The sequence below is a fragment of the Brachybacterium sp. J144 genome (assembly GCF_036321705.1).
GTDB lineage: Bacteria > Actinomycetota > Actinomycetes > Actinomycetales > Dermabacteraceae > Brachybacterium.
On sequence record NZ_JAZDCG010000034.1, the window covers coordinates 48,290 to 72,064 of the forward strand.

Here is a 23,775-nt window from a genome sequence, read left to right on the forward strand (position 1 = left end):
GACCCACCCTAGGCCGAGGTGCTGGTGCGCGTCGCCTCCGGGCGGAGGGCGCGGGTCTGCGCGTCGATCGGCCCGTAGGTCATCCGGCGCAGCAGCCGCTCGGCCGGGCCGCGCATCCCCCGCGCCCCCATCCACGCCGCGATCGGCAGGGAGAGCAGCCACACCGCGAACGCGATCGCGAGCGCCGGCGCGGTCGAGAGCACGCCGCCGAGGCCCAGGCCCCAGGACGCCATCAGCGGGGCGAGCAGCAGCGACTGGAACAGGTAGAAGGTCAGCGAGCGCTGGCCGACGGCCGCGAGGGTCCGTTCGAGCAGCCCCGCCTCCCGGGTCCGCTCCGGCACGAGCGCGGCCGCGGGGACCCCGTAGGACCGCTCGGCCGCGGTGAGGGCGGCGTCGTCGAACCGGCCGGGCGTGTCGCTGCCGTCGGCCGTCGTGCCGGGACCACGGCCCTCCCAGCGCGCCGCGATCAGGCCGAACAGCGCCGCATAGCCGACGCCGCAGGCGACGCCGGTGAGGGAGGTGAGGCCGGTGAGCATCCACGGCGCCGCGGCCGGGAGGTCATAGATCCCGGTGATCGCGAGGGCCTCCGGCAGCCCGCCGAGCCAGCCGATGGCGATGCCGATCACCGCGGTGCGGCGCAGCAGGTCCACGTGGCGCCACGGTTCGTCGAGGATCCGGCGGCGGCCCGCGAGCCAGCCCAGCAGGATCGGCAGCGCGGCGCCCAGGATCGCTGCGGCCGGCAGGGCGAACGCCCACATCCCGAGCCGGTACAGGATCGAGACGAGGTACGGGGTGTCGTACGCGAGGCCGCGGGTGAAGCCGAGGTCGGAGCCGGCGGAGGCCGCCTCGATCTCAGCGAGCGCCTCCTCCGGGACGAACAGGGCCATGGCGAGTCCCGAGGCGATCGAGAACAGGGCGAACAGCAGCATCAGCGCGGAGATCACGATCGCCCAGATCTGCAGCGTCCGCGTGCGTCGGCCGAAGAACCACCACACCAGCACCAGCGCGGAGACCGCGTAGACGCCGAGGATGTCGCCGAAGAAGAGCAGCGCCGCGTGCAGCGCGCCGAGCAGCAGCATCGCCCAGTGGCGGCGCCGCAGCATCCGCCGCACCGCGACGGGCTCGAGGCCGCGGTCGATCCGCGAACGGTAGAACTGCACCATGCCGTAGCCGAACAGGAACGCGAACAGCGGCATCGCCCGGTGGTCGACGGCGATCGTCATCACCACCTGCGCGACCGTGTCCAGCGGCCCGTTGGCGGGGATGTGCGGGGTACCGCCGACGGAGGTCGACGCGCCCCACAGGTACCAGGAGACGTTGGCGATCGCGATGAGGGCGAGCATCAGCCCGCGCGCCACATCGGGGGCCAGCGAGCGGGCCGGGGCGGAGGGGAGGTGTCCGGGAGCATCGGAGGAGGTCACGGTGGGGCCTTCCGGTCAGGCGGGCGACGTGCTCCTCACGCTAGTGCGGGCACCCACCTCGCGTCCCACGACGAAAGTCAGGGGTCCGGTGCGTTATTCCGCTCCCTGCGGTGGCTCTCGCCACCGCCGACCCGGCGGGCCGCGCGGCGCGGCGGACCCGCGCGATGCCTAGACTGGCTCGGACTGCTCTACCCCCGATTCTCGACAGTGAGGCTGCGGTGAACGACCACCTGAAGACGACGGTCCAGGCGATCAACTGGAACCGGATCCCCGATCCGAAGGACCAGGAGGTCTGGGACCGCCTGACGGGCAACTTCTGGCTGCCCGAGAAGGTGCCGCTGTCCAACGACATCCAGTCCTGGAACCGGCTGCCCGAGCAGGAGCAGAACCTCACCATGCGGGTCTTCACCGGCCTGACCCTGCTGGACACGGTGCAGGGCACCGTCGGTGCGGTCTCCCTGATCCCCGACGCGATCACCCCCCACGAGGAGGCGGTGTACACGAACATCGCGTTCATGGAGTCGGTGCACGCGAAGTCCTACTCGCAGATCTTCTCGACCCTGTCGAACACCAAGCAGATCGACGAGGCCTTCCGCTGGAGCGAGTTCAACGAGCCGCTGCAGAAGAAGGCGAAGATCGTCATGGGCTACTACCAGGGCGACGATCCGGAGAAGCGCAAGGTCGCCTCGACCCTGCTGGAGTCCTTCCTCTTCTACTCCGGCTTCTACCTGCCCATGCACTACTCCAGCCACGGCGAGCTGACCAACACCGCGGACATCATCCGGCTGATCATCCGCGACGAGGCCGTCCACGGCTACTACATCGGCTACAAGTTCCAGAAGGCGCTCGAGAAGGCCGACGACGCGCGTCGCGCCGAGCTCAAGGAGTACACCTTCGACCTCCTCAGCGATCTCTACGACAACGAGGAGGAGTACACCGAGGACCTCTACGACCCGGTCGGCTGGACCGAGGACGTGAAGACCTTCCTGCGCTACAACGCGAACAAGGCGCTGATGAACCTCGGCTACGAGGCGCTGTTCCCGGCGGAGTCCACCGAGGTCAACCCCGCGATCCTCGCCTCGCTCTCGCCGAACGCCGACGAGAACCACGACTTCTTCTCGGGCTCCGGCTCGAGCTACGTCATGGGCAAGGCCGTCGAGACCGAGGACGACGACTGGGACTTCTGAGCCCTCCCGCTCGACCCTGCTGACGGAGCCCCGGCGCCGCGGATCACCGCGGGCCGGGGCCCCGTGCGTCAGGGGGGTGATTCCCATTCGGGCGACCCGCGCGACGCGCGAGTTCTGCGGAACATCCCCGTTCCGCGGCTCCGGAGGCGCACACTGGGCATGCAGTGTTCCGACCCCTTCCCCCATATTAAGGAGCGTGCATCATGGGTCTTCTCTGGGCCATCATCTCGTGGATCATCATCGGCGGCCTGATCGGCCTCATCGCGCGGGCGGTCATGCCCGGTAAGCAGTCGATGAGCCTCGCCCTCACCATCGTCCTGGGCATCGTCGGCGCGATCGTCGGCGGCCTCATCGGCGGCCTGCTCGGCGGCCAAGGCGTCAGCGGCATCATGTCGAACCCGTGGAGCATCGGCACGATCCTGCTCGCCGTGCTCGGCGCGCTGATCGTCATGGTCATCTACGGCTTCGCCACCAAGGGCCGCGCCTGACCACAGCGCGCACGAGCCCTGCACGACACCCGCGCGGAGCCGTCCCCGATCCTTCCGGGGGGAGTCACGTTCGTCGGGCGAGAAGCCAGCCCAAACCACCCGCAAACTCTACACGGCCGCTCCCCCCCCCCACCCCCCCCCCCCCGCGTCCGTCGGTCCGGAGGCATTACCCGCGGGGCGCGCCGCGCCTACGCTGGCGGCGTGGCCCGCCACCGGCACCTCACCGAGCTGCAGCGGCGCGAGCACCTCGCGCTGCGCTTCGGCCTCGTGCTGCGCCGACCCGCGGGCCCGTCGGCCGAACGGCCCCGCCTCGGGCCCCCGCTGCGGCGGGCCCTCGCGCTGCCCTCCTACGGACTGCTCCACCACGGGAACGTGGTGCCCAGGGCGGCGCCGGCCCAGCGGGGACGGCTCCGCGAGGTGCTCGCGGTGCAGGTCCCGGCGCCGGGGTCGACGATCGACCAGGTGATCGAGGGGGCGGAGCGGATCGCCCGGGTGCTGATGGCCGAGCACGAGGCGCCGCGAGCCGTCTACTCCGTGCGGGCGGCCGACGGGGATCAGCCGACGGGGCGGCACCTGCTGGTCGTGGACGCCGCGGCGTCCGCGGGCGGGCCGATGGAGGTGCCGCTGCCGGACGGTGACCTCGACCCGCTGCTACGGTCACTCTTCCGCACTGTCGAGGACCGTGTGGGCGACCTCGCGATCGTGCGCGACCCGGTGGCGGTGCGGGAGGACCCGGGCTCGTTCTGGCGCTGGCTCGTCCCGCTGCGCGACGCGGGCTCCGCCGAGGATTTCTCGGAACTCCATCGCCGGATGTCCTTCGAGGTGCTGACCGCCCTGGTGGGCGCCGAGCAGCGGGAGCTGGCGCCGCAGAAGTCCGTGCCGAGCTGGTATCTCGCCCCGGAGTGATTCCCGCGGGCGCGGCGGCAGTCGGACCGACGGGGGCTCAGAGCGGCACGTCGGCCGGGCGGTGGCCGACGGGAGCGGCAGCGACCCGGCCGGAGGACCAGCGGGCCGCGTCGGCCTGGAGCGCGGGCAGCAGGTCCTCGGCGAGCAGCACCGTCAGCAGAGCTCGGCGCGACGAATACTGCGTCTCCTCGACCATGGCGCCGTGGGACGCCGCCCAGAGACGGACCGCGTTCTCCCCGACGCCCGCCTCCGCGAGCGGCACCTCCAGCTCGGCGACGGTGAGGAGGGTGCGACGGCGCATCTCCGCGGCCGCGACCGCCTGCTCGACCCCGGCGGTGTAGGCGCGGACCAGACCGCCGGCCCCGAGCTTCACCCCGCCGAAGTATCGGATCACGATCGCGAGGGTGTCGGTGAGACCCGCGTGGAGCAGGCCCTGCAGCATCGGCATCCCCGCCGTACCCGCCGGCTCCCCGTCGTCGTTGCTGCGGTGGACCTCCGCCGTCTCCTCCCGCGCCCCGATCACGAGGGCGGTGCAGTGGTGGCGGGCGTCCGGGTGCTCGCGCCGCGCCGCATGGATCAGGGCGTCGGCCGCGGCGACGTCCTCCACCCGATGCAGCCGGGTGAGGAAGCGGGAGCGCTTCTCGACCAGCTCGACCTCGACATCGGCGGCGAGGACGAGGGGATCAGGCATGAGGGGAAGTGTAGGCGGGGCGGGGAAAGGGTCGAAGGGCCCCCTCCCTCGGGAGGGTGCCGCGGACCGGGGACCGGAGGATAGCCTGGCCATGGCCATCCCGCTCCCCAGGAGGATCCCATGACCTACGCACCCCAGCCCTCGGCTCAGCAGTTCCCCGGCCCGGCGCCGGCACCGGCCAAGAAGGGCAAGGCGCCGATGATCCTCATGATCCTGGGCGGCGTGATCCTCGTGCTCAGCGTGATCGTGGGCATCGTGATCACGGTGATCGGCATCTCCTCGACCGCGGGCGGCTACAACGAGATCGAGGTGTTCGAGAGCGGCAGCGGCAGCGTCACCGCCGAGGCCGGGGACGTCCTCCAGTACTACGTGCCCGAAGGCACCGCGATCCCGACCTGCGACATCACCGCGCCCTCGGAGGCCGCGGTCGGCGAGGGCACCCCGCAGACCTCGAGCGTCAGCAAGGACGGCGTGACCTGGGAGTCCTTCGACTCCATCACCGCGAACGAGGCCGGCGAGTACACCGTCGACTGCCACGGCACCCCGGTCGCCGTCGGCCCGCCCGTCTCGATCGGCGGCATCTTCGGCGCTGTGGGCGGCATCTTCCTCGGCCTGGGCGGCGGCTTCGTCGGCTTCGTGATCCTCCTGGTCGGGATCATCCTCGCGCTCCTGCGGCGCCGGAAGGCCTGACCGATCGCGGTGCCGGGCGGGGGAGGAGCGACCTGCCCGGCGCGGCTAGGATGGGTGGGCCCGCTCGGCGGGTGAGGGCCTGTAGCTCAGTCGGCAGAGCATCGGACTTTTAATCCGCGGGTCGAGGGTTCGATCCCCTCCGGGCCCACGAAAAGGCCCCCTGACCTGGGAGGAAGCTTCTAGCTTCATCCCGGCCAGGGGGCCAGTCCGTTTCTATTCCGTTTGTTGGTCCCGCTGAGCCCTACTCAAGCGCTCGTGAGGACCAGTGCCGGGGCGGCGAGCACGGCCACGGGGACCGTGGTGCCGTCGGCGTAGTTGCTCCGGTTCACCCTCTCGCTGTGGCCGAGGAAGCGGGCCACCTCCGAGTCCGGGATCCCCTGGCGCTTCAGCTCGGCGGAGACGGTGCGCCGGAGGGTGTGGAACGTGGCCCACTTGAATCCCGCTCGGTCGAACAGCTCTCGCAGGTGCTTGTTGATGTTGTCCTGATCCGCATGGCGGCCGGTCTCCGAGAGGAACACGTACTCGTCTCGGATCCGCTGCACCTCGGGATCGGAGTGTCGGTCCATCTGGTCCCGCTCGTCGCGGCGACGGCGGAACATCATCGCCAGCTCGGTGGTGCGCAGCGGAATGGTGCGGGCACCTAGCACGCTCTTGGTCACCGGATCCCAGGTGAGGCCCTGACCCTTCACGCGGACCAGCTTCCCGGCGACCGTGAGTGTGGGCACCTCAGCCTCGAGGTCGAGATCCTGCCACCGTAGGGAGACCGCCTCGCCGATCCGCAGCCCCTGAGTGAGGCCGAGGAGCACGAGATCATCCAAGCCGAGGCGGCGAGCCTTGTCGTCCTGGGAGACCTTGCCCCACAGCTCGAGTGCCTCGGCCGGGGTGAGGGGCCGGTCCGTGTCGTGCGCCTCGCCGTTGCTGTAGACCCGCTCCTCCTTCACTCGCCGCGCCGGGATCTTTGCCGAGGCGGCAGGGTTGGCGTCGATCAGCTCAGCGTCCAGCGCCTCTTGGAACACGTGCGACCAGATGGCGCGCACGTGGCGGAGGTGGGACCAGGCCCCGGCGCCTGCGAGTGCTCGCAGCTCTCGGTTGAGATCTGCCACGGTCACATCAGCAAGCCGCATGTCGGCGACCGTGGATCCCGTGCGCAGCACGTCGTGCCGGATCACCGAGGCATAGGTCCGCACGGTCGCTGGGGCCTTGCCGAGGTTCCCGGACTCCAGCTCCGTGAGGTAGCGGCCGACGGCCTGCCGAACCGTGGCGTTGGCGTCGGCGGAGGAGCGGCCGGACTTCTTCAGCTCGGCAAGGCGGACCTTGACCCTGGTCTCCGCCCGCGCCTTGCTCGTGTCCTCGGCTGTAATCTCCTTCGGCCTGGGGGAGCTGCCGTCCTGGTAGCGAACCGTGGCGCGCCACTTGCTCGGCCTTGTCCCCTTCGGGATCTTCCCCTCAGCGGTCCACTTGCCGTCGACCATGCCGCGGTACGTGGTGCCGCTCGCCTCGCCTCGCTGAAGCCTTGCCCGTGCCATGTCCCTGTCCTCCGTGTCCGACTCCCTGATGGGAGGAAGGTAGCACGCAAAAAACGGAGCAGAAAGCGGTCCATCGGTGCAGTACAGGACCGGCCGAGGTCAAGCGTAGGCTAGTCGGGGTTAACGGGTTTGACCGACAGTGGATCTAGTGCAGCTCGAGCTGCGCACCCCCTGGGGGATGACCCCCTAGAGCGATCTCGCCGCCCCCGCCTCGGTATACCGCCCGAGGTCCTGTACGGGTTCCGATAGGCTCGCTGTGCAGAACTATTGGTGGCCTTTCGGGCGATCCTCCGGGGTTGGCGCCTTTCGGAAGGCCGAAGAGCTGCCGAAGTCGGTGTCGAGAAATCTGGCCTGCGGCCAAGTTGAAAGCACGAGGCTATCGAGTCGTCTTGCATACTCGAAAAGCAGAGAAGCGTTCTCGCGGATGGTCGAAATGTCTTCCAAGTTGCCAGTCACCGTGTATGTCTTGCCGTCTTTGGTGAATCGGGATCGTGCCAATCCGACGCCCGCCCAATGCCACCAGTACGAGTGGACAACGCTGTTCCTCTTCTGGGCAATTTCGCGCTTCTTCGACCAGTCGAGGATCCGACCAACCTGCTGGGAGAGCTCGTGGCTGCTGGAGGCTATGGCATCCAGCCGTGCGACCAGGGTGGACCAAGGCTTCTCGATGTGCTCGAAGGTCTCACCTTTTTCCTCGGCCACTAGGATTACGCGCTTCATTGCAGATTCGGCATGGCCGCTCGCGACCGTGACGGCGCCGATTGCAGAGTACAACTTATCTCTAAACGCATAGTCGTCTGCCGAATCTCCATTCAATCGGCCATAGCGGAATGAGGAAATGTCCGCCGACTCGCCATTTGGGGAAGCGGGAAGTGATACCTCGGCGACAATGGGGTTATCGAGGTGATCTAGATTCAGAGACATTCTATAGGTCATGATGTGCTTCGAGGGTGGCCATTGCTCAGTCATGCCGCGATTCTTCCATATGCTCGCATTCGCCGGTAGAAGTACCTACTGCCCCCTGCTCCATCCGCAGGGGGCAGGGAGAGTGATCAGCTCATAGGCATACCCACCACGGGTCGGTAAGGCTTCTGCCCTGCGAAGGGCTGTCGGGCCGGACTACGCTGTGCGGTCTGCTTCCGGGCGATGGTCTGCGTGCACTCGGGCGGGTTGGGGATCTTCTCCCCCAGGTCGGCCAGGCGGTCAGTGTCGACGATCAGGGATCCGGCCTCCTCCTCGGCGACCAGCTCGAGGTGCTTCAGCTACAGGGCGGCGATCTCGCTCCTGGCATCGGTGACAGCCTGCTCGGCCTCGGCGAGCTGGCGCTCAGCTTCAGCGACGACCGAGGACTCAGACTTGGGGTTGGTCTTGGTGTTGGCCATGTTCTTCTCCTAGGAGTTGGGGGCCGCTGCGCGGCCCTCTAGTTGTTGGCGTCAGCGACCGATGACTAGCTGTTGGTCGCTCGCTTCAGTGGCACCCCGGAGGGGGTGCCCAATCTCTTGGGGTCAGCCCTGGGGGCCGCTGCGCGGCCCACTCGCTGCTGGGCTCAGCGACCCAGGTCTTGCACTGGTCGCTGCCCCCAGCTCCTGCCGCCCGGCTCCTCCCGCCCCGGGAGGGGCGGAGGAGATCGGGGACCAGGTGCTCACTCCAGACGCTGGAGTCAGCCGCGCCCCCGCAGGGGCGCGCCAGCGCTCGCAGCCGGGCCGCTCATCGGAGGGTCGCCGCCCTGCTGGGGTCGTCGAACTAGGTAAGGGGGTAATGAGGGATTGGGTCCCCTCTGGGAGGGGGTAGTCAGCGGCTCGTGGAGGGGGTAGTCACGGAATCGACTGCCCCCTCTGGGAGGGGGTAGTCAGGACGGCGAGCCCTGCTCCCACTCCGGGAGCGTGAGCCGGTACTCGGCCGCTCGGCGATGCGGGACCGTGGTGCCCTCGCGGACCTTGACGACGTAGCCCTTTCGGATCAGCGAGGCGATCCGCTTGCCGATGTTGTCCTTGTTGCTCTTCGTCGGTGCGAGCCCCAGCTGTTCCACGAGCCGCGCATGGCCGGGGAAGATGTCGCCCAGCGTGGTGTTGTCGGCGTACTTCCACATGGCCATGAGGAGCCGGAACTCAGCATCGGTGAGATCTGGTCGACCAGCGGCCAGTGCCTCGGCGTACAGCAGCTTGCGGGGGACGGCGCTCATGGGCCCCGACGCCGGTTCACTCGAGGTCGCCGCGGCCTCCTCAGCCTCGATTGCGTTGCGCAGGAAGTCGGGAAGCTCCTCGTCGCCGGACTCAGGACTCAGCTCGGCGACCAGGACAGGCCTGCCGGAAACTTCGTCCATCTTCAGCGGCTCCCAGCTCTCGCCCCGTAGTTCCGGCCGATGCTTCGCCCCGTCGAACGGAACGCCCGTGCTGTGCCTGTTGCTCGCCCCCGTGGCGGGGGAGCCTGTCGCGGTCATCGGTGATCGTCTCCGTTCAGCCGATAGATGTTGGGTCCCTGCCCGCCGCCCAGGCGCGTGGTCCGCTCGATACTCAGAACTCCCGCGTCCTCCAGCTCATGAGTCCTCTTGCGCAGACTCGCCCGGTTCGCCCATCCCGTGGCCCGCAGCAGCTCAGCACTCGGCACCGAGACCCTGCCGTCATCGTCGGCGAGATCCCGCAGCACGTAGTACAGCAGCCGCGCCCCGGGATGCAGCCCGTAGGTTGCCGTGCTCATGCGGCCACCTCCCCGACCTCGGCCCCGGCCGCGCGACCGAACATGAGACGCAGCTCGGTTGTTCTGGAACCGGGAGCCAGTGCCCCCATATCCATCAGGCGCTCGAGGTGCTCCCATACCTCGTGCGAGCCCGCTCTCCCCTGGCCATCGCCGGCACACCAGCGGCGCAGCTCGCCCCGCTCGATCCGGGCCACGCCCTCGTCGTCGGCGAACAGCAGGGCGGCGAGCATAATCACTGCCTCAGGTCCCAGCCGCGGGTTCCCACGAGCGTGAAGGAGGGCCTTCACCTCGTCCTCGATCAGCACGACATCTCGTGTCCCCGTCATGCAGCATCCCCCGCGCTCGCCAGCACCAGGCGGCGCAGCGTCGATCCCTCGAGCAGCAGGCCCATGCGCACCGCGTGGACGAGTGCCACCTCGGCGTCGGCTTCGGAGCACACCTCCTCGTCGTTGGGGCGCGTCAGCGCCCGGCGGACAGCAGCCTTGGACGGCGTCTCCCAGACGCCGCCCTCTACGTGCGCCAGCGCCAGCAGTGTCAGCAGGAACGGCCGGAAGCCCCCGGCCTGTCGATACCGCTCGGCCAGCTCCTGTGCAGTCTTCTTGTCGATCATCTGTCGGTCCTTCGTCTCAGCGGGCACGCTCACGCCCGGGTAGTCATGGGAGGCCCTGTACGGGCTCTAGAAGCGACGCAGGGGTCTATGTGGACTCCGGGGGCACCCTGGCCCCAAAGTCCCTAGAATCGACGCCCTTGCGTCTCCTGTGAGCCGTTACGCCTGTTGTGCCGCTCGCCGTCGGCGGCGCACCTCGGCTCCGCCCTTGTGGTTGCACGAGCCGCACGACGGCCTCACGTTGTCGAGGCGATGGACTCCGCCGTCGGCCACGGCTACGGGGTAGTGGTCCAGCTCTTCGAACCGCCCATCGGCGCAGTGGGCACAGCGGTCCCCGTACGCAGCGACCACGTCCGCCCGGGTGAACGGCTCCACGATGGGCTCATGCCCAGCAGCTCGAGCACGCCGCCGGTAGTTCGCTGACCACACCTGTTCGGGGTGCGCCAGCTGGTACCACCTCTTGCGACGGCCGTCGCACGGCTTACACGCCGGGGCACTGCCCCAGAACTCAGCGAGGGGCAGGTGCCGTGCGCAGCGCTGGCACCAGCGATGCCCCTTCGCCGCTGGACCGCGAGGCAGGAACTCAGCGACGGAGCGCCAGGGGCTCCATGCGACTTCGTCGGATCCTGGGACCGGCCATCCCAAGAGGATGGTCACAGGCCCTCCCCTGCAGTCAGGGCGGCCATGTACTCGGCGAGATCCGAGGCTCGGTAACGGACCTGGCGACCGAGGCGAACGAACGGCGGCTGGCCCTGCTTGCCGGACGAGCGCCAGCTCCGCAGCGTCCCGGGCTCGAGGCCCAGCAGCTCGGCGGTCTCGGCCTCGGTGAGCAGGCGATCAGTGGTCAGGGTGGCAGTGGACATGGCGACTCCAGGGGTCGTGAAGGTGAGCCCTTGCGGGCGTGACATGGGTTCGCTCCTGAGACGCAGTCGTGCGTCCCGGGCGATGCCGCTCACGGGGCGCTAGTCGCGCCCCCGCACCCTGGCCCGGCAACTCTCGGTCCGTCTATGCGTCCGGTTGCCCTGCTCGGTCGTGCCAATCAGCGGTAGATCTACGGCCCCTTGAGGGGGCGCGGCGGAATGGGGTTCCGCGTACCGAACTGTGAAGTTTACCAGGATCCCTTGACATCAAGCAAATGACGCGCTAGTTGCCTGCTCGTTTCGGTGTGTCCGGCGTGTCGCGCAGGCCCGGGGTCGGCCCCGGCGCACCCCGGCACTATTTCCCTCTCGCTCGAGTTCGCGCATCTCCGAGGGTTGCTCGAAAGCAACCGTAGCCTGCACGTTCACTCGCCGGCCGATACCGACCGCCCCATCGGCGAGCACCAGGCTCGCCCTGGGAAGGGGCAGGACATGAAACCTGTAGTGAGCCTCTGGCGCGCGGCAATGGTGGACCTCGAGCACGAGATCGGCGTGGCGGTCGAGATCCCGCCGCCGTGCGACTGCGCTCCCTGCCTGCTCGCGTGGTGGGACGACCGCGCCTCCTGGGAGGGCGACCTCCTCTCCTACGGCGTGGCCGTGGTCGAGCTGCTCCCCGATGAGCCTGGGCGGCTTGCGTGCATGCACCTGGCCCTGTGCGAGGCCTGGGACGCCGACGGCCGCGAGATCGCCCTATGGACGCCGGACGGCCTGCCGATCCATAGGGGCGGCGCAGCGGCGGTAGGGGGACATCCTGTGCTCGCCGGACTGTGGGCCGCGCTCGAGGAGCTGGTGCGGGAGTTGGACGGCGCGGCGGCTCGGTGAGCCGCTCCGTTTCTACTCCGTCGCAACTCCGTTTTTTGCGATAGATGAGCGTGAATCTTAGTAGCTCCCAATCCATGCCATGACGATCTCGCCAGGCATAAGACTTCGAGTTCCCGCAGGCCCTCGAGACCCGACCCTAGAATCCGCGGGTCGAGGGTTCGATCCCCTCCGGGCCCACCGCAGGCGGCCGCGCGCCGCGTCCGCGACGCAGGGCCGGTGCACCCTCCGCGAACCACCGTCGGCCACCACATCCTTCTCGCCGATCTGTACGGCACCGCTCTCGTTCTCGAAGAGTGCGAGTGGATCGGCTGTGCGACGGGCTCCACGCCTACCAGGTCCGCAGCTCGCTGCGGGTGCAGTCCGAGGCCGTCCGCCGGGGCGATCGCGGTACTTTCCTCACCGACAGTGACACCCTCACGTCCGGCGCATTTACGGAACTCTTCCGCGCCCGCCCGCTGGCGGGTCAGATGCCGACGCCGACAGGAGAAGTGTTCCTAGCAGAGGGGTGACGCCGACGGCTCGCCATGTGGAACGTGCTAATTGCCACGGCCCGTCGGCCGTACGATCGGCGCATGATCCGCCACACCGTGTCCTTTACCCTCGTCCACCCGGCCGGCTCGGCCGAGGAGACCGACTTCCTCACCGCCGGCCCCGCGCTGCTCACCGCCATCCCCGGAGTCACCGACTTCGTCGTCTCGCGGCAGGTCTCGGCCAAGAGCCCGTTCGCCTTCCAGTTCGCGATGAGCTTCGCGGACCAGGCCGCGTACGACGCCTACGACGCCCATCCCGACCACCAGGAGTTCGTCGCCACCCGCTGGCAGACCGAGGTCGCCGACTTCGCCGAGCAGGACTTCGTCGTCTATCCGTGACCGTGTCACCGTGAGACTGGGGCGCGCTGACCGCGTGCCCCTCGCCGCGCCCCGATCCCGCCCTCCGGCGGGATCGGGGCGTCGTCGTCCCCGGGCGGATGGCGGGTGTGGCCCATGGTCGGCGGTCGCGGGTTGCCGCCGTCCCTCCCTGCTTCCCGGTGTTCCACCCGTCGCAGCGATCCGGAAATGGTTCTCCACGATGGGTTTTTTTCCACAGGGTTATCCACGAGGGTAACCTTTCCTCCCCAGGGCACGGTTGTTCACAGTCGGCGACGGAGCCACGGGGAGTGCAGGTCAGAGGCTTGGCCCTCGTCGGCGGTCGCGTCGTCGGACGACCTGTCGATCAGGGCTCGAGCGGGCGAGAAAGTTTTCCACAGATCTGAGAAAGCCCTTTCGATTCGCCGCCGGTCGTGAAAGGGTCGGATCATGCTGATGCAGTCGCCTCCGGACGGCTCGGTGGAGCCCGTTGCTCCCGAGGTGGCGCTCCATGCGCTGCGCGAGGCGGGCCCGCGGACCCTCGGTGAGCTGCTCGGGGACGTGGACTTCCTGCTCACCGCGATCGCTCGGGAACCCCGGGAGATGTTCACCCCGGGGCGCCGCGACCGCCGCGAGTACGCGACCCTCCTCGCGAGGGTGGAGGAGGCGCGCAGCTCGCTGGATGCTCTGGAGGCCCGGACCATCGTCGCCCTCGCGGAGGCGACGCGGCGGGACGAGGTCGCCGTCGCGCAGGAGCGGGCTGCGCAGGAGGAGGAGGCCGTCCCACCGCTCGATCTGCTCCATCGCCGTGCGGACGGGAAGACCGTGCGCGACCTGTCCCTGACCCTGAGGGCGGCCCCGTCGACGAGTCGCAGGTCCCTGGCCGCTGCCCGGCGCCTGGTCGACTCGATGCCGGCCACGCTCGAGGCCCTGGCCACCGGGCAGATCACCGCCGCCAAGTCGTACGCGGCCGCGAACGTGGCGGCTCCGCTGGATCCGGAGCGCCGGCGGGTTCTCGACGAAGCGCTCCGCCAGGCGATGCCGCAACTGGACGGTGCTGGGGTCGCGCAATGGCGGAAGGAGGTCGGGGCGCTGATCTCGGAGCTGGATCCCCAGGGGGAGACCGATCGTCACCGGACGGCGCGGCGGGAGCGCCACGTCACCCTCACCCCTGGCGAGCACGGGATGGCGACCCTCAGCGCGTATCTGCCCGCGCTCGAGGCGAACCTCGTGCGCAAGCGGCTCTCCCTCGAGGCCGAGCGTCGGCGGGCGGAGGGAGTGCGCGAGGGGCACTCGGCGCTCATGGCCGACGCTCTCGTTCAGACGCTGCTCGGCCGCGACGAGGCGATGGACCCGGTCACCCTCGATGTCGGCGTGGTCATCACGGACCGTGCCCTGCTCGACCCGCAGCGCGGTGATCCCGCGCAGATCGAGGGATACGGCCCGGTCCCGGTCGAGGCCGTGCGGCAGGGTCTGCGCGATGCGCTCACCGAGCCGGAGGATCCCCGCCGTGATCCGGATGGTCCCCACGGCCCGCAGCTCCGCGCCGTCCTGCGCCGCCTGTACACGCACCCTTCAACGGGCGAGCTGGTCGCCGTCGAGTCCCGGGCCGAGGCGTTCCCGCCCGCGCTCAAACGGTTCCTGCTCTGGCGCGACGGGAGCTGTCGCGCTCCGTATTGCGATGCGCCCGCGCGCCATGCCGATCACATCCACCCTCGCCGCGACGGCGGGCCCACCAGCATCGACAACGGCCAGTACCTCTGCGCCGCCTGCAACCTCGGCAAGGAGGACGACTCGCGGAGCGTCGAGCGGGTGGGGGACGCATCGCGCACGGTCGCGGGGCAGGATGCCGCCGCGGCCGCAGGTCCCGATGCGCCGGGGCGGGTGATCGCGGGCCGCAGCCTCGGCGGCGCCGTCCGCTGGACCGGCCACTCCGGGGTCTCCGCCGTGAGCGTCGCGCCCCGGCTGTCGAGGACCGTCGCAACGGTGCCTGCGGCCTCGGCGCGTCGTGCCGCAGAGTCGACGGAACAGGCACCCGAAAGCGCGCGGCCGGAGGCGACCGCTCTGACGGAGGCGCCAGCGTCTTCCGCCAGCCTCAAAGGCTCCGTCCACCCAGGGGCCGCGGGGGACTCCGCCCTCGCCGACATCGAGATCCACGGGACCGTCGACTCCACCGAGCCGATCGTCGCCTCCGACACCGTCGCCTGCGCTCCCGATCCGATCACGGTGGTGCGCAGAATCCCCGTCGGCGACGGCGCGGGCTCCGGCCCGCTCGCTGGCCGGAGCCCCCGCCCCGCCCGGCGTCGGCATCAGCGGCGAGGCGAACGCCCGTCGAGCGGGGCCGACGGCAGGTTGCCCACGAGCGCCGACACCGTCCGGCGCGGGGGAGGGGCCAGCGGTCTGCGATGTCGTCCGGCCCTACTTCACCGCGCCCTGGGTCAGGCCCGAGATCACCCACTTCTGCGTGAGGATGTACACCACGATCGCGGGTGCCATCGCCATCAGGTATGACGCGAACGCGATGTTGTAGTTGTTGCTGAACTGCGTCTGGAACATCTGCTGGAGCACCGGCAGGGTCTGCAGCTCGGGGTTGGTCGTGATCAGGCTCGGCATCATGAAGTCGTTCCACGAGCCGAGGAAGGCGAAGATCCCCACCGTCGCCGACATCGGGGCCAGCAACGGGAAGATCAACCGGACGAAGACCTGCCATGTGGTCGCGCCGTCCACCCGCATCGACTCCTCCAGCGAGATCGGGATGGACCGCAGGAACGCGGTGAACAGCAGCGTGTTGAACGCCAGGGCGAACACGATGTGCAGGATCGCGACACCGGCCGGATTGTCGAGCCCGACGAGGCCGGTGAGCTTCACCTGCGGCAGCGCGACGACCGGGAACGGAATGAACATCGCCGCCAGCAGGTAGTAGAACGACCAGCGGAACAGTCGACGATCCCAGTTGCGGACGATCGCATACGCCGCGAGCGAGGAGACCACGATCTCTCCCGCCACGGAGACCGCCGTGATCAGGGCCGAGATGGCGGGGCCGCGCGGGAAGTTGGTCAGCTGCCATGCCTCGAGGTACCCGGAGATCGAGAACGGATCCGGCAGGGTGAAGGCCTGGCCGTCGACCGCCTGGGCCGTCGTCTTGAGGGACATGTTGATCGTGACCAGCAGCGGCACCAGGACGGCGAGCGAGCACACGATCAGCGTGATCGTGAGCGGCCAGCTCGGCCGGTCCGAGCCGATGCCGGTCCGGGTGCGGGACCCGCCGGAAGACTTTCCGGTCGATGTTCCGGTCGAGGAGAAGGTCGATGTGGACTGCCCGATGGTGCTCATGCTCCGAAGCTCGCTCTCCCGGCGGTGAGCCGCAGTTGGATCGCCGCGATGATCACGGTGATGACGAAGAAGACGGCGGCGTTGGCCATTTGGTACCCGTAGTCGCCGCCGTTGAAGCCCTTGAAGATCGTCATCGCGATCGAGCGGGTCGCCGTTCCGGGGCCGCCGTCGGTCAGGCCGACGATGATGTCGTAGGCGTTGAGGTATCCCTTGAATCCGAGGATCGTGTTGATGAGGATGAAGCCGGAGACCATCGGCAGGGTGATCCGCAGCAGTCGCTGCCGGGCGGAGGCTCCGTCGATCGCCGCCGCCTCGTACAGCTCACCGGGGATCGTCACGAGGCCTGCGATGTAGATCAACATCGTCCCGGGAATTGTCGACCAGGCCGTGACCAGCACGATCCCGAGCCAGGCCAGGTTCTCGTTCGCGAGGATCGACTCCGAGAGCCAGCTGATGCCCAGCGCCTGCCCGAGGGCCGGGACCGAGTTCGACAGCAGGAACTTGAAGACGAAGGCGATGATGATGCCGGAGATGACCATCGGGATCACGAAGATGGTGCGCAGCGCCGTGCGGAAGCGGATGCGGGAGGTCAGCCCGACCGCGAGCGCGAAGGCGATCACGTTCACCACCACCACGGTGACCAGCGCGAAGCCGAGCGTGAACAGGTACGAGCTGAGGATGTTCGGGTCCTGAAAGAGCGCGATGTAGTTGCGCAGGCCGATGAACTCCCAGTCGCCGAAGCCGACCGAGTTCGTGAAGCTGTACACGAAGCCGATGACGGCGGGGAGCGTGATCGCCAGCGTGAAGATGATCAGCGCGGGGAAGAGGAACAGGAAGTAGGTCGGGTCCACCCGACGGCGGCCTGCCGCGCGGGGGCGGGTCGCCGCGTCGGGGCGGGATCCCTCCTGCGGGCGGGAGGCCACCCGCGGTCGGGGTGATGGATCGGAGTGTGTCGTCGTTGACATGTCACGTCCTCGGGATCGGGAACAGGGGAGTAGAGGCAGGGCAGCGGGAGCAGGAGGCAGGGGGCAGGTGAGCGGCGGGGGAGAGCAGCGAGAGCGCGGCAGAAGCAGGTCAGCCCGCCGTCAGGCGCGGTACGCGAGCCGCGACCACTCGGCATCCACCTGGGCCAGGATCGGCTCGGGGTCCGCGCCCAGCACCATCTCCTGGAGGTAGTTGCCGAAGGGGATCGTCGGCGGGATGAACTGGGAGGCACCCATGTAGAAGCGTCCGTCGTCGTAGTAGGGCTGCATCTCCGCGATCCGCGGATCGGTGACCGCGGGGCCGTCCTCGGTGGTGTTGAACGCGAGCGCCAGCTCGTTGTAGGGGTGCTGGATCTCCGGGAGCATCAGGTGCTGCAGGAAGGCCCGCGCCCCCTCGGGCTGGTCCGCCTGCTCCGGCACCCACAGCGACAGGTCCACGTTCACCCGGATCATCCGGTCGTCCGGATCGTCGGTGACGGGCAGCGGGAAGGAGCCCAGCTCGATGTCGGTCTCGCCCTTCTCGATCTCGACCAGTGCCCACGGCCCCTGCAGGTACATCGCGGCGCGGCCCTGGGCGAAGGCGGTGTTCCCGTCGCCGTAGGTGCGGCTCGCGGCGTCCTCGTTGTGAAAGGGCAGCAGCTCGAGCATCTGCCGGACAGGCTCGAGCAGGGTCCCCTGGAAGGAGACCTCCGAGTCCGGGCCGACCTCCTCGCCCAGCTCGCCGAGCCGGGTGAAGAAGTCCCGCACGTCCACGAGGCCGCCGATCGTGTAGTCGAACAGCCCCTGCGAGAGCGTCCACAGATCCGGGAACGTGCCGTAGATCGGGGTGACGCCCGCCCCGAGGAAGGTCTCGCAGGCGGCGATCAGCTCGTCCCAGGTGGTGGGGACCTCGACGCCGTGCTCCTCGAAGAGGCGCTTGTTGTAGATGACGGAGGCGGCCGCCACCGAGTACGGGATGACGCTCGTGCGGTCCTCGTACCCGGGGTACCAGTCGACCAGGTCGAGGACGACCGCGCGGATCATGCCCGCCTCCGGGAGGTCGGAGAGGTCCGAGAGCGCACCGCGCTCCATGAAGCGGGCCATCTCGAGGTTGTAGTTCAGCAGGGCGAGGTCCGGAGGGCTCGAGCGCACGAAGCCCGCCTGCAGGTTCGTGGCCATGTCGTGCACATAGGTGAACGCCGACTGCTCGGAGTTGTACGCGCTCACGAGCTCGCGGAAGTGGGGGACCACCTCGCGTTTCGCCTGGTGGAAGGTCACCTTCGGTCGACCGGAGCTGGAGCAGCCGGCGAGTCCTCCGGCGCTCAGCGCACCGACGGCGCCGAGGGCTCCGGCGGTGAGCAGGGAGCGCCGCGTGGGACGGGCCGCGGGGGTTCTGAGTGACATCGATGTCTCCTCGACGGCCTCGCGACTGATAAATTCAGTTGCTAGATCTAATGCGTGTCGAAAGTATGGTGCTCATCACAGTCCGCGTCAAGGAGGTGTGGATGGCCGTGCCGATGGGACCCCAGCGCCGGCTCAGCGCCGACGAGCTGCTGCGCGTCGCCCTGGACGCGGAGAGCTTCACCGCCGCCGAGGCGATGGACGCCACCGGTCTGACCCGCGCGACCATCCTCGGCCTGTGCGACGAGCTCGCCGCCGCCAGCTGGCTCGAGGAGCTCGAGGACAGCCGACGCGCAGGCCAGAGCCGCCGCGGTCGGCCCGCCCGCCGGCTGCGGCTGCATCGCGGTGCCGGGGTGCTGGTCGGCGTCGACGCCGGCCGGCGCGGATACCGCGCGCGAGCCGTCGACCTCCGCGGCAGGGAGCTCGCCGTCGCCGCGCGGGAGGTGGACCCGGCCGACATCGCCCCGGACGACGCCGGCCGCACCCGTCGGCGGGGGATCGTCCGCGAGATCGTCGACGAGGTGCTCCGTGTGGCCGCGGCCGAGATCGCCCCGACGTCCACCGAGCCCCTCGTCCCGCTGCTCACCGTGATCGGCATCCCCGCCCCGGTCGATCCGCACGGGGCCTCGCCGACGGGGATCAGCCCCTTCTGGTGGCTCATGAACGCGGACTTCCCCGAGCACCTGCCGGGTCGGGTCGTCGTGGAGAACGACGCGAACCTCGCCGCGCTCGCCGAGCACGCCCGGCACCCGACCGACAACCTCGTCACCCTGTTGCTCAGCGAGCGGATCGGCGCCGGGATCATCATCGACGGCCGCCTTCTGCACGGACGTCGCGGCGGCGCCGGCGAGATGCGCTTCCTCGACGCGGTGCTCCAGGACGACGTCGGCGCCGAGGGCGTCGCGCAGCTCGCGCGGCGCTGGGCCCTCGAGGCGCTGGACGCCGGCGACGGTCGGGACGCCGCCGCCGCGCGGGACGCCGCCGACGGTCATGACGCCACCGGCACGTCCGCCGACCCGGCCGCGGACGGGTCGACCCGGCCGTCCCCGCTCGCCGCGATCCCGCGCGACCGGCTCAGCGCCCCCGACATCTTCGGCGCCGCGGCCGTCGGCGATCCGCTCGCCCGCGCGGTGCTCGAGCGTATCGGCGAGCGGATCGCGCGCCTCTCGACCATCCTCCTCAGCCTCCTCGACGTCGACCGGATCGTCGTCGCGGGCGGCGTCTCCGCGGCGATGGGCCCGGTCCTCGAGCACGCCCGCTCGCGGCTGCCGCACCTCGTCCGCGCCCCGTTCCCCGAGCTCGTCGCGTCCGAGCTCGGCAGCGACGTCGTCCTCAGCGGCGCCGTCGAGCACGCCCGGGCGCTGCTCCGGGCCTCCCCCCTGGACCTCCTCGACCCGTCGCCGCGACGGGGCGGGAAGCACGACCCCCTCACGGAAGGACCACCATGACCCCTGACCCCACCGCCTCCGCCGCCCCCGGACCCGCGTCGGCCGCGGCCCCGTCGGACTCCTCGATCACCGCTCCCCGCCTGCGCGCCGGCGTGATCGGGCTCGGCTGGGCCGGGCAGCAGCACGTCGCCGCCTACGCCGCCCACCCCGACGTCGACCTCGTCGCGCTCTCCGCGATGGAGGAGCACCTGCTCACCCGCTTCGGCGACGAGCATGGCGTGGAGCTGCGCTACCCCGACTGGCGGCAGATGCTCGCCGAGGCCGAGCTCGACATCGTCTCCATCGCGACCCCCACCTTCCTGCACTCCACCATGGCGATCGCCGCGCTCGAGGCCGGGATCCACGTCCTCACCGAGAAGCCGATGGCGGAGAATGCCGCGAACGCCGAGGCGATGGTCGAGGCCTCCCGGCGCGCCGGTCGCGTGCTCGACGTGTCCTTCAACCACCGTCGCCGCGGCGATGTCACCGCGCTCGCCGGCGTCGTCGCCTCCGGGGTGCTCGGCGACATCTACTACGCGAAGACCGGCTGGATCCGTCGCCAGGGCATCCCCGGGCTCGGCACCTGGTTCACCAAGGCCGAGTCCTCCGGCGGCGGCGCGCTCGTCGACATCGGCGTGCACATGCTCGACATGACCCTGCACCTCCTCGGCGAGCCCGAGGTCCTCACCGCCTCCGCCTCGACCCACGCCGAGTTCGGCCCCCGCGGCCGCGGCGGCAGCGGCTTCGGCGTCTCCCAGCAGGAAGCGGGTGCGCCCTTCGAGGTCGAGGACCTCGCGACCGCCTTCCTCCGCCTCGAGGGCGGCTCGACGCTGCTCCTCGAGTCCAGCTGGGCGCAGTGGATCCCGCACGACCTCTGCTACGTCACCCTCTACGGCTCCGAGGGCGGCGCGACCCTCGAATGGGGCGGCGGCGAGGACCGCCTGATCATCCACACCGAGGTCGAGGGCATGCCCGCCGAGATCCGCCCGGCGATCGGGGCCGACGGGGGCCACGCCGCCGCGGTCGCGTCCTTCGTGGCCGACGTCCGCTCCGGCGACTGGGCCGGTCACGACGGCTCGCTCGCCCTGCGCCGGGCACAGGTGCTCGAGGCCTGCTACGCCTCCGCCCGCACGAGCGCCGAGGTGACGCTCCCCGCCTGACGGCCCCAGAACGGGGCCCGCCGCCGATCTCGGCAGCGGGCCCCGTTCTCGTCCTGCGGCGACTCGGGGACGAGGGGCAGCGCGCTCCTGACCGCGCCCCCGAGCTGGCTCACCCCTCGGTCGCCGGCTCCTCCCGCGGACCGTTGTTGCCCACCAGCAGTCCCCGGTCGTTGTCCACGAAATCGCCGGGCAGGACGCTCAGCGACCAGACCCCGCCGTCAGCGTCCCTCGCCTCGCACTCCACGGGCTCGAACTCGGTGAAGTCCATGGCGTCGGAGCAGGTCACCGACTCCCAGGCGGCGACCTCGTGCCACCGGACATAGGCGTTGTCCGAGGTCAGGACCTGCAGGGTGGACTCCCCGAGGTCATCGGCCGAGATCTCCTCCTGGCCGAAGGCCGAGCCCATGCCGAGCCCGGACACGTTCGAGCCCAGCACCCGCATCACGTCCTCGGACGGCGGCTCCTCCGACTGGACGAACATCAGCCCCGGCACGGTCCCGGACTCGTAGCCCTCGGGCGACATGATCTGCACGCCCACCGCGGTCCAGGGCACGATCTCCTCGCTCTCCGTGGAGGCGGGGCCCTCGCAGCTCTGCGACGCACCGCCGGTGAGCTCGAGCGGTCCCGCGCAGGTCGCCTCCGCGCCGAGGGAGGCCGACAGCTCCCCGGAGAGCTCGGACTCGGAGAGCACGTCCGTCGTCGGCCCGGCGGGATTCGGCGTGAACTGGATCCGCGGCGTCGCCCCGGCGGAGTCCTCGCCGTCCTCGTCGGCACCGTCGTCCTGGTCAGTATCTTCGCCGGTTCCTCCACCATCGGAGGCGCCACCGTCATCGTCGTTACCGCCCTCGGTGCCACTGCTCTCGCCGCCACCGTCATCGGACGCCCCGGACTCGGCGGCCGGCGGGGCCGAGTCGGTCTCCCCCTTGGCCCCCGTGCCCCCGGAACAGGCGGCGAGCAGCGCCGCTCCGGCGGCGAGTGCGAGCGTGGTGCGGATTCTCCTCGTGGTGCGGATCCAACTCATCGTGCGACCCCCTCATCGAGGCGCCGCCCCCTGCGGCACCGTCGCTCCACCGTCGCAGACCGACTGGCGCGGGACAAGCCCGCGGGTCAGACGCGCTGGTCGGGCGGTCCGCCGAGCGGATGCCCGGAGTCGTCGGCCGACGGGCCAGAGCCGGCGGCCGATGCGCCGGGATCGTCGGCCGACGTGCCGGGATCGTCGGCCGATGTGCCGGCGCCGGCGGATGATGTGCCGGGACGGGCGGCCCCGCGCGGATCCCCGTGCAGCGCGTCCTGGTAGGCGTCCTCGATCTCCTCCTCGGTGGGGCCGCCGCGTCGGCCGCGCAGGCCCAGCGCCACGCCGAGCGCCGCGCCGACCGCGAAGCCGATGCCCGCCCCGACGAGCAGGTCGTCGACGATCTTCAGCCCCACGCCGACGCCGATCATGAAGCCGACCATCATCCCGAAGGGCAGCCAGGTGGCGTCGAAGCGGCGGCGGGGGGAGGGGGACATGGTCAGGAGCCTAGTGGTGGGCGTGCGAGGTCGCGGACGGCGGAACGGGCGGGGCCGTGCTCGGCGCGGCCAGCGCGGCGGCGATCCCCGTGGTCAGCGGGATCGCGAGGACCAGTCCGATGGAGGCGACGAGGGTGCGGAACACCTCCGCCGCGATCTCCCCGGCGGTGAGCGTGCCCAGCAGCGATCGCTCGATCGTCGAGGCGAACAGCAGCACGGGCAGCGCCGAGCCGATGTAGGCGTAGGCGAGGGTGTAGACGGTCGAGGCGATGTGATCCCGGCCGATCCGCATCGCCGAGGCGAACACGCGTAGCCGGGACGCCTCCGGCATCGCCGCGCGCAGCTCCCACACCGAGGACGCCTGCGTGATCGTCACGTCGTTGAGCGCTCCGAGCCCCGAGACGATTACCCCCGCGAGGAACAGTGCGGACAGCGACACCTGCGGGTATGTGCCGGCCAGCAGCTGTGCCGCCTCGCCGTCGACCCCCGTCATACCCGCGGGTCTGCCCGCAGCGAGAGCGACCAGCACCGTCACGGCGACGCCGCCGAAGGTGCCCAGCACGGCCGTGGTGGTGCGCACCGACACCCCGTGCGCGAAGTACACGCAGGGGAAGATCATCGCCGAACCGGCGACGAGGGCGACGAGCACCGGCTGCTCCCCGGCGAGGATCGCCGGCAGCAGGAAGGCGACCACGATGCCGACGCCCGCGGCGAGGCCGAGGATCGCCCGCAGCCCCGCACCCCGGGCGACGATCGCCACGACCAGCAGATACACCACGAACAGCAGGCCCAGCGGCACGGTGCGCACATGGTCGAAGTAGTAGTACGGCTGCCCCTCCCCGGCCTACGCGACGGCGAGGACCCGGATCCGGTCGCCGGGGTGGATGCCGCCGGTCGCGACCTCCGGCGTGACCTCCACCTGGACCGGCTCGCCGTCGATCCCGCCGGAGACGCCCACGCCCTCCACCACGATGGCGGCGAGCGGGTCCACGGACTCCGGCACCTCCGTCACCTCGACGTCGAGCAGCTCGACGCCGGGCGCGAGCAGCTGCGCCCGCTCCGGTCGGTCCTCCGCGGAGGGCAAGAGGCCGATCACCCCCAGCACCGTGGCCAGCAGCAGCGCGGTGGTGAGGGCGAAGAGGATGCTGCGGGACGCGGGGGAGATGGTCGAGGCCATGGTCAGAGC

25 protein-coding genes and 1 tRNA gene are annotated in these 23,775 nt (G+C 70.3%); 10 read left to right on the forward strand and 16 right to left on the reverse strand.

Going from position 1 to position 23,775, the window contains the following annotated elements; translation table 11 throughout:
* Positions 1 to 8: 8 nt before the first annotated feature.
* Entirely contained in the window at positions 9 to 1,421 is a 1,413-nt protein-coding gene (locus V1260_RS13630) for a DUF418 domain-containing protein (RefSeq protein WP_329747369.1), read from the reverse strand.
* Positions 1,422 to 1,639: 218 nt separating this feature from the next.
* On the opposite strand from V1260_RS13630, the gene nrdF reads away from it, so the two are divergent.
* The 3 genes from nrdF (at position 1,640) to V1260_RS13645 (ending at position 4,002) form a co-directional block, all read left to right on the forward strand.
* Positions 1,640 to 2,608 carry a class 1b ribonucleoside-diphosphate reductase subunit beta gene (gene nrdF, locus V1260_RS13635; protein ID WP_329747370.1) on the forward strand — a complete coding sequence of 323 codons (969 nt, stop codon included), beginning with the start codon at positions 1,640 to 1,642 and terminating at the stop codon, positions 2,606 to 2,608.
* A 203-nt stretch (positions 2,609 to 2,811) separates the two neighbouring features.
* Positions 2,812 to 3,096 (forward strand): GlsB/YeaQ/YmgE family stress response membrane protein, encoded by a 285-nt coding sequence (locus V1260_RS13640; protein WP_329747371.1) that lies wholly within the window; start codon positions 2,812 to 2,814, stop codon positions 3,094 to 3,096.
* 201 nt (positions 3,097 to 3,297) lie between these two features.
* Positions 3,298 to 4,002, forward strand: a complete 705-nt coding sequence (locus V1260_RS13645) for a hypothetical protein (protein ID WP_329747372.1) — start codon at positions 3,298 to 3,300, stop codon at positions 4,000 to 4,002.
* A gap of 37 nt (positions 4,003 to 4,039) precedes the next feature.
* On the opposite strand, the gene V1260_RS13650 is transcribed toward V1260_RS13645, so the two are convergent.
* On the reverse strand, positions 4,040 to 4,693 hold the full coding sequence (locus V1260_RS13650) for an IMPACT family protein (protein ID WP_329747373.1): 654 nt from the start codon (positions 4,691 to 4,693) through the stop codon (positions 4,040 to 4,042).
* A 120-nt stretch (positions 4,694 to 4,813) separates the two neighbouring features.
* On the opposite strand from V1260_RS13650, the gene V1260_RS13655 reads away from it, so the two are divergent.
* Together V1260_RS13655 and V1260_RS13660 are read left to right on the forward strand one after the other, a co-directional pair.
* Complete coding sequence (locus tag V1260_RS13655) at positions 4,814 to 5,383, forward strand: hypothetical protein (RefSeq protein WP_329747375.1); 570 nt, start codon at positions 4,814 to 4,816, stop codon at positions 5,381 to 5,383.
* 75 nt (positions 5,384 to 5,458) lie between these two features.
* Positions 5,459 to 5,531, forward strand: a tRNA-Lys gene (locus V1260_RS13660).
* A gap of 97 nt (positions 5,532 to 5,628) precedes the next feature.
* Here V1260_RS13660 and V1260_RS13665 read toward each other — a convergent pair.
* The 7 genes from V1260_RS13665 to V1260_RS13695 all read right to left on the reverse strand — a co-directional run bounded on the left by V1260_RS13665 (position 5,629) and on the right by V1260_RS13695 (position 11,076).
* On the reverse strand, positions 5,629 to 6,909 hold the full coding sequence (locus V1260_RS13665) for a tyrosine-type recombinase/integrase (protein WP_329747376.1): 1,281 nt from the start codon (positions 6,907 to 6,909) through the stop codon (positions 5,629 to 5,631).
* A gap of 264 nt (positions 6,910 to 7,173) precedes the next feature.
* The gene (locus V1260_RS13670; protein ID WP_329747377.1) at positions 7,174 to 7,878 is read right to left on the reverse strand and encodes a hypothetical protein; all 705 of its coding nucleotides are present in this window, start codon (positions 7,876 to 7,878) and stop codon (positions 7,174 to 7,176) included.
* 880 nt (positions 7,879 to 8,758) lie between these two features.
* The gene (locus tag V1260_RS13675; RefSeq protein WP_329747378.1) at positions 8,759 to 9,349 is read right to left on the reverse strand and encodes a helix-turn-helix domain-containing protein; all 591 of its coding nucleotides are present in this window, start codon (positions 9,347 to 9,349) and stop codon (positions 8,759 to 8,761) included.
* A complete protein-coding gene (locus V1260_RS13680) occupies positions 9,346 to 9,606 on the reverse strand; it encodes a helix-turn-helix domain-containing protein (protein WP_329747379.1) in 261 nt (86 codons plus the stop codon). The genes V1260_RS13675 and V1260_RS13680 overlap by 4 nt, the downstream gene beginning before the upstream one ends.
* The gene (locus V1260_RS13685) at positions 9,603 to 9,911 is read right to left on the reverse strand and encodes a hypothetical protein (RefSeq protein ID WP_329747380.1); all 309 of its coding nucleotides are present in this window, start codon (positions 9,909 to 9,911) and stop codon (positions 9,603 to 9,605) included. The genes V1260_RS13680 and V1260_RS13685 overlap by 4 nt, the downstream gene beginning before the upstream one ends.
* Positions 9,912 to 9,928: 17 nt before the next feature.
* Positions 9,929 to 10,216 (reverse strand): hypothetical protein, encoded by a 288-nt coding sequence (locus V1260_RS13690; RefSeq protein WP_329747381.1) that lies wholly within the window; start codon positions 10,214 to 10,216, stop codon positions 9,929 to 9,931.
* Positions 10,217 to 10,866: 650 nt separating this feature from the next.
* Positions 10,867 to 11,076: a helix-turn-helix transcriptional regulator gene (locus V1260_RS13695; protein WP_329747382.1), complete on the reverse strand. Its 210-nt coding sequence runs from the start codon at positions 11,074 to 11,076 to the stop codon at positions 10,867 to 10,869.
* 498 nt (positions 11,077 to 11,574) lie between these two features.
* Between V1260_RS13695 and V1260_RS13700 the strand changes: the two genes are divergently transcribed.
* The 3 genes from V1260_RS13700 to V1260_RS13710 all read left to right on the forward strand — a co-directional run bounded on the left by V1260_RS13700 (position 11,575) and on the right by V1260_RS13710 (position 15,308).
* The gene (locus tag V1260_RS13700; protein ID WP_329747383.1) at positions 11,575 to 11,952 is read left to right on the forward strand and encodes a hypothetical protein; all 378 of its coding nucleotides are present in this window, start codon (positions 11,575 to 11,577) and stop codon (positions 11,950 to 11,952) included.
* A gap of 572 nt (positions 11,953 to 12,524) precedes the next feature.
* Positions 12,525 to 12,821 carry a Dabb family protein gene (locus tag V1260_RS13705; protein WP_329747384.1) on the forward strand — a complete coding sequence of 99 codons (297 nt, stop codon included), beginning with the start codon at positions 12,525 to 12,527 and terminating at the stop codon, positions 12,819 to 12,821.
* 432 nt (positions 12,822 to 13,253) lie between these two features.
* The gene (locus V1260_RS13710; RefSeq protein ID WP_329747385.1) at positions 13,254 to 15,308 is read left to right on the forward strand and encodes an HNH endonuclease; all 2,055 of its coding nucleotides are present in this window, start codon (positions 13,254 to 13,256) and stop codon (positions 15,306 to 15,308) included.
* Here V1260_RS13710 and V1260_RS13715 read toward each other — a convergent pair.
* From V1260_RS13715 to V1260_RS13725, 3 genes are all read right to left on the reverse strand, one after another.
* Entirely contained in the window at positions 15,216 to 16,130 is a 915-nt protein-coding gene (locus V1260_RS13715) for a carbohydrate ABC transporter permease (protein WP_329747386.1), read from the reverse strand. The genes V1260_RS13710 and V1260_RS13715 overlap by 93 nt on opposite strands.
* Positions 16,127 to 17,095, reverse strand: coding sequence for a carbohydrate ABC transporter permease (locus V1260_RS13720; protein WP_329747387.1), 969 nt, complete (start codon positions 17,093 to 17,095; stop codon positions 16,127 to 16,129). Before V1260_RS13720 ends, V1260_RS13715 begins: the two co-directional genes overlap by 4 nt.
* A gap of 120 nt (positions 17,096 to 17,215) precedes the next feature.
* Positions 17,216 to 18,496 (reverse strand): ABC transporter substrate-binding protein, encoded by a 1,281-nt coding sequence (locus V1260_RS13725; protein WP_329747388.1) that lies wholly within the window; start codon positions 18,494 to 18,496, stop codon positions 17,216 to 17,218.
* Between the two features lie 101 nt (positions 18,497 to 18,597).
* Between V1260_RS13725 and V1260_RS13730 the strand changes: the two genes are divergently transcribed.
* Together V1260_RS13730 and V1260_RS13735 are read left to right on the forward strand one after the other, a co-directional pair.
* Positions 18,598 to 19,941 (forward strand): ROK family protein, encoded by a 1,344-nt coding sequence (locus V1260_RS13730; protein WP_329747389.1) that lies wholly within the window; start codon positions 18,598 to 18,600, stop codon positions 19,939 to 19,941.
* Entirely contained in the window at positions 19,938 to 21,080 is a 1,143-nt protein-coding gene (locus tag V1260_RS13735) for a Gfo/Idh/MocA family protein (RefSeq protein WP_329747390.1), read from the forward strand. Before V1260_RS13730 ends, V1260_RS13735 begins: the two co-directional genes overlap by 4 nt.
* Before the next feature lie 109 nt (positions 21,081 to 21,189).
* On the opposite strand, the gene V1260_RS13740 is transcribed toward V1260_RS13735, so the two are convergent.
* The 4 genes from V1260_RS13740 to V1260_RS13755 all read right to left on the reverse strand — a co-directional run bounded on the left by V1260_RS13740 (position 21,190) and on the right by V1260_RS13755 (position 23,766).
* Complete coding sequence (locus V1260_RS13740; RefSeq protein ID WP_329747391.1) at positions 21,190 to 22,101, reverse strand: hypothetical protein; 912 nt, start codon at positions 22,099 to 22,101, stop codon at positions 21,190 to 21,192.
* 86 nt (positions 22,102 to 22,187) lie between these two features.
* The gene (locus V1260_RS13745; RefSeq protein WP_329747392.1) at positions 22,188 to 22,589 is read right to left on the reverse strand and encodes a hypothetical protein; all 402 of its coding nucleotides are present in this window, start codon (positions 22,587 to 22,589) and stop codon (positions 22,188 to 22,190) included.
* Positions 22,590 to 22,599: 10 nt separating this feature from the next.
* Positions 22,600 to 23,397: a YibE/F family protein gene (locus V1260_RS13750; RefSeq protein ID WP_329747393.1), complete on the reverse strand. Its 798-nt coding sequence runs from the start codon at positions 23,395 to 23,397 to the stop codon at positions 22,600 to 22,602.
* Between the two features lie 36 nt (positions 23,398 to 23,433).
* On the reverse strand, positions 23,434 to 23,766 hold the full coding sequence (locus tag V1260_RS13755; protein WP_329747394.1) for a hypothetical protein: 333 nt from the start codon (positions 23,764 to 23,766) through the stop codon (positions 23,434 to 23,436).
* Between the last annotated feature and the right edge of the window lie 9 nt (positions 23,767 to 23,775).

Bases quoted from the DNA above. Each gene is read 5' to 3' on its own strand.
- V1260_RS13640 (WP_329747371.1), top strand. From the start codon at position 2,812: ATGGGTCTTCTCTGGGCCATCATCTCGTGGATCATCATCGGCGGCCTG.
- V1260_RS13650 (WP_329747373.1), bottom strand. From the start codon at position 4,693: ATGCCTGATCCCCTCGTCCTCGCCGCCGATGTCGAGGTCGAGCTGGTC.
- V1260_RS13655 (WP_329747375.1), top strand. From the start codon at position 4,814: ATGACCTACGCACCCCAGCCCTCGGCTCAGCAGTTCCCCGGCCCGGCG.
- V1260_RS13665 (WP_329747376.1), bottom strand. From the start codon at position 6,909: ATGGCACGGGCAAGGCTTCAGCGAGGCGAGGCGAGCGGCACCACGTAC.
- V1260_RS13670 (WP_329747377.1), bottom strand. From the start codon at position 7,878: ATGACTGAGCAATGGCCACCCTCGAAGCACATCATGACCTATAGAATG.
- V1260_RS13675 (WP_329747378.1), bottom strand. From the start codon at position 9,349: ATGACCGCGACAGGCTCCCCCGCCACGGGGGCGAGCAACAGGCACAGC.
- V1260_RS13680 (WP_329747379.1), bottom strand. From the start codon at position 9,606: ATGAGCACGGCAACCTACGGGCTGCATCCCGGGGCGCGGCTGCTGTAC.
- V1260_RS13690 (WP_329747381.1), bottom strand. From the start codon at position 10,216: ATGATCGACAAGAAGACTGCACAGGAGCTGGCCGAGCGGTATCGACAG.
- V1260_RS13695 (WP_329747382.1), bottom strand. From the start codon at position 11,076: ATGTCCACTGCCACCCTGACCACTGATCGCCTGCTCACCGAGGCCGAG.
- V1260_RS13705 (WP_329747384.1), top strand. From the start codon at position 12,525: ATGATCCGCCACACCGTGTCCTTTACCCTCGTCCACCCGGCCGGCTCG.
- V1260_RS13710 (WP_329747385.1), top strand. From the start codon at position 13,254: ATGCAGTCGCCTCCGGACGGCTCGGTGGAGCCCGTTGCTCCCGAGGTG.
- V1260_RS13715 (WP_329747386.1), bottom strand. From the start codon at position 16,130: ATGAGCACCATCGGGCAGTCCACATCGACCTTCTCCTCGACCGGAACA.
- V1260_RS13720 (WP_329747387.1), bottom strand. From the start codon at position 17,095: ATGTCAACGACGACACACTCCGATCCATCACCCCGACCGCGGGTGGCC.
- V1260_RS13725 (WP_329747388.1), bottom strand. From the start codon at position 18,496: ATGTCACTCAGAACCCCCGCGGCCCGTCCCACGCGGCGCTCCCTGCTC.
- V1260_RS13730 (WP_329747389.1), top strand. From the start codon at position 18,598: ATGGCCGTGCCGATGGGACCCCAGCGCCGGCTCAGCGCCGACGAGCTG.
- V1260_RS13735 (WP_329747390.1), top strand. From the start codon at position 19,938: ATGACCCCTGACCCCACCGCCTCCGCCGCCCCCGGACCCGCGTCGGCC.
- V1260_RS13740 (WP_329747391.1), bottom strand. From the start codon at position 22,101: ATGAGTTGGATCCGCACCACGAGGAGAATCCGCACCACGCTCGCACTC.
- V1260_RS13745 (WP_329747392.1), bottom strand. From the start codon at position 22,589: ATGTCCCCCTCCCCCCGCCGCCGCTTCGACGCCACCTGGCTGCCCTTC.
- V1260_RS13755 (WP_329747394.1), bottom strand. From the start codon at position 23,766: ATGGCCTCGACCATCTCCCCCGCGTCCCGCAGCATCCTCTTCGCCCTC.